3 protein-coding genes are annotated in these 3,123 nt (G+C 35.9%); all 3 read right to left on the bottom strand.

Features of this window, described 5'->3' with window-relative positions; genetic code table 11:
- Nucleotides 1-300 precede the first annotated feature (300 nt).
- On the bottom strand, nt 301-876 hold the full coding sequence (locus tag M6D81_RS31265; protein ID WP_262681552.1) for a hypothetical protein: 576 nt from the start codon (nt 874-876) through the stop codon (nt 301-303).
- 293 nt (nt 877-1,169) lie between these two features.
- Nucleotides 1,170-1,754: a hypothetical protein gene (locus M6D81_RS31260; RefSeq protein WP_262681550.1), complete on the bottom strand. Its 585-nt coding sequence runs from the start codon at nt 1,752-1,754 to the stop codon at nt 1,170-1,172.
- 123 nt (nt 1,755-1,877) lie between these two features.
- The gene (locus M6D81_RS31255) at nt 1,878-2,483 is read right to left on the bottom strand and encodes a hypothetical protein (RefSeq protein ID WP_262681548.1); all 606 of its coding nucleotides are present in this window, start codon (nt 2,481-2,483) and stop codon (nt 1,878-1,880) included.
- Nucleotides 2,484-3,123 lie beyond the last annotated feature (640 nt).

Genomic DNA, 3,123 nt, shown 5'->3' with positions numbered 1-3,123 from the left:
AGGTGTAGCTGCAGACGGTGAAACCTCTGCTGGAGGTTTTTGCAGTTCTAGATGTGCTGGACTCGACACTTACGCTTCAAATGCCTTTTTTCGAAGAGCGTTGAAGTACGCTCCAAGAACTTGGCTTCCACCGGCTAATCATCACTAGGTTCAGTTCGTATTTGGATGCAATTGCATTGACGGTCTGCTCCTAGCGCCTCCAGCAAGATTTTGATTTTAAATTCTGCAGTATATAGGTTTCGCTTCTCCATGGCTTTATTAGTACTTAATCAGGTCTCTGTGTCTCAGTCTATGGGAGCATTATAATCTGTTGGAAATCTGAGGGTACCATTTTTGATATTCTATCAATATGCTATTGTCATGGTATTGTCCAAAGAGTTTACTGATGAAGTTGTGCCAGGCTTCAATCAGTTGATCGTTCTTCAGTTGTTCATAATTTTGATTCTCGTAGTTAGATCTGAATTGCTTTAACCCAATCAATATTTGTTTCAGTTCTCCATTGGATTTCATTAGATCTTCTGAGTTTGCTTGAGGTGTCTGATTTAACCTAGTGAGTTGGTCTGTATGCGTGATTAGAGCATAATAAAACATCTCGATCGATTCATCCTTTGATATAAGGGCGCTTGCTATCGAGTATGCCCCATAGAGATTGTTGGAAAGGTCATATAGGATGTCAAAACGCTCATGCGGTTCTGCCTCTAAATAATTTTCTCCAAGCAAAATGTAGTGATAAATCCCTTTTCCAAGGGTGTTTTTCAATATCATTTGATCATTCTGATATTGAATAGATGTTAAATCGATTACTTTGTAAGATAATCCTCCAATCAGTATGAGGGCTATGAATGCAGCTGAAATAACGAGGGCTTTATTTTTCATGTTAACCATCCTCCTTTCATGTAAAAAATCGAGTTCTATTCCTTATATTTTTTCAATTAAACTAGGGCGTGTCTGAAAACCCGCTCAGTGGCACCTTTCACCGCCTTTCCGCCCCCTGCTTCGTTCCGTTTGCTTGACGTACCCCGGGTACGCCTTCACAAACGCGCCTTGCATGGAACGAAAATTCGGCAAAATTTGCTGTCCTCAGAGTTCTCAGACACGCCCTAAATGATATGTCCGATGAAAATAAATAATTTGTTTCATCGGACATACTTTATATATATCCAGAAAATTTATGACTGAACATTGTAATTGAGACTCACAATTGCATCATCAATGTACTCCTGTAAGTCAAGATCATGATAAAAATCAAACTTCCATATACTCTTCAATGTTGTATTTCCAGTGAAATTCGAATCAGAATAACCTGAAGGTACTTTTAAAACGTCAACATTTACAGCTAAATATTGTTCATCATCTTTTAAAGTTACCTTCTTAGATTTATTGATTTTTAATCCAGCAACACGAGTTACGGCGGGAGGAGTGTAGTAATTTGTCGCTCCTTTTTTTTGATCAACATACGTTAGACTAACTCCAAAATTAATAACTTTCGCAATGCTAGTTGAATAACCTAACTTAGCTTCAAATTTTGTATCAAATCCTCCATTTTGATAGTAGGACCCTGACCAAAATTGGCCGACTGATTGAGAATTATCTCCAAGCAACATTTCGTTATATATTTCATGTTGAGATTGAAACATATTATCTGGCATACCAATTGCGAATAATGTGCCGAGACTGGAATCTGGAATTCCATCAATGTATAGTGTTTCAATTAATCTTAATCTGGAATAGTGTCTTCCTAAAGAATCGTCCACATCAGATGCCTGAACTTGTACTTGTGCTAATGCATTTTCTGCGAAAATTTTACCATAAGCTGTGTATGTGTTGGTATACAGATCACTTTGCCACGAACCTAGTGCCGTTGTTGTTATTTGGGGTTATTTTTTTAAGTTAGAAGGAAGCACTTTTGAAATCCACAATAAATCATCTTTAGGACTTGCTTTCTGAGATGCGTGAATATTACTAGTATCGATGTTCAAAGTATCAAGTCGATCCTCAAAAAAGATAATTTCGTTTGTATGATTATTTTTCAAGTATAACGCAAACATCTTTTCTTCTTTTAGTTCATCGTTGAAAATATACCCGGTGCGTCTTTCATCGTTTTTAATGTAAAAATAAAGAACCTCAAAATTATTCAATGAATCTTCTAGTTTACCCACAAATGTGTTTATACCATGTGATTGTTGGCTTCCAATGAGCAAGTTCCCTTTCAACACAAACGGTGTGACTTCTTTATCCTGCTCGATGTGCCCATTCATTTCTATCATGTCGCTTGTTACCATTGAATTGGTTAAGGATAAATTTGTAATGCGTTGGAAGTTGAACAAACTGTTTGAAGCCCCGGATGCTATAAAGTTTATAGCATCATTTTTATTAAGAGAAATGCCATTTACGCTGTTGTTTTTTTCTGAGGCAAATGAAGTAGTACTAACAGTCAACATCATCAACGAAAAACATAAAGCGATTGTAACAATTTTTTTCACTATTGTTTAGACTCCTTTTCGTATAGTCTCGGCTTTGCATCCATTCTTAGTTATAGTACATCCCTAGTTTGAAATACAGAACAAAAAAGAAAATTCATCGAAAATATTAGCAGTATTTTCCGAGAAGGTTTGCGTGTTCGGGGCCAAGTTTTTTTACATTTACCAGTCTCATGCATGTTCTTTCTTGTTCATCGCTTCTTACGTTCATAGTAGATTGAATAATTACTATAGGATGTTATGAAATTTATCCCCCCCCTTCATGTACAAATGATTTAACGTTTATACTTATGTGGTTTCTTGATGTTTGTTTAAAAGTAAGGAATATAGTGAGTGAAATTCTATAAATATCCTTACTCATAGATATAGACACCGTAGATCAAGAAAAGGTAGCATTATTTTCGAATTTTTTTGATTTTTATACTATGGTAAGAATACAATTGGAACCCATAGTATAGAATTTTTGGTACATAAATGGTACGAAAGCTAAAATCCCAAGCACTTCGGAATCAATAAATATTACTACTTATAGAGTCTGTTCAATATGTACCCTGTAGGGGTATAAAAATAAAAATGCACCGAAGCGAAAAAATGGCTGCAGCGACGCTTGGCATTATGGTGATGTATTTGTTCAGTTTCGTGT

The organism is Paenibacillus sp. J5C2022, from assembly GCF_025567625.1.
In the GTDB taxonomy this organism is placed as follows: domain Bacteria; phylum Bacillota; class Bacilli; order Paenibacillales; family Paenibacillaceae; genus Pristimantibacillus.
The sequence above is the reverse complement of the archived record's forward strand: the minus strand, read 5'-3'. Positions and strand labels throughout refer to the sequence as shown.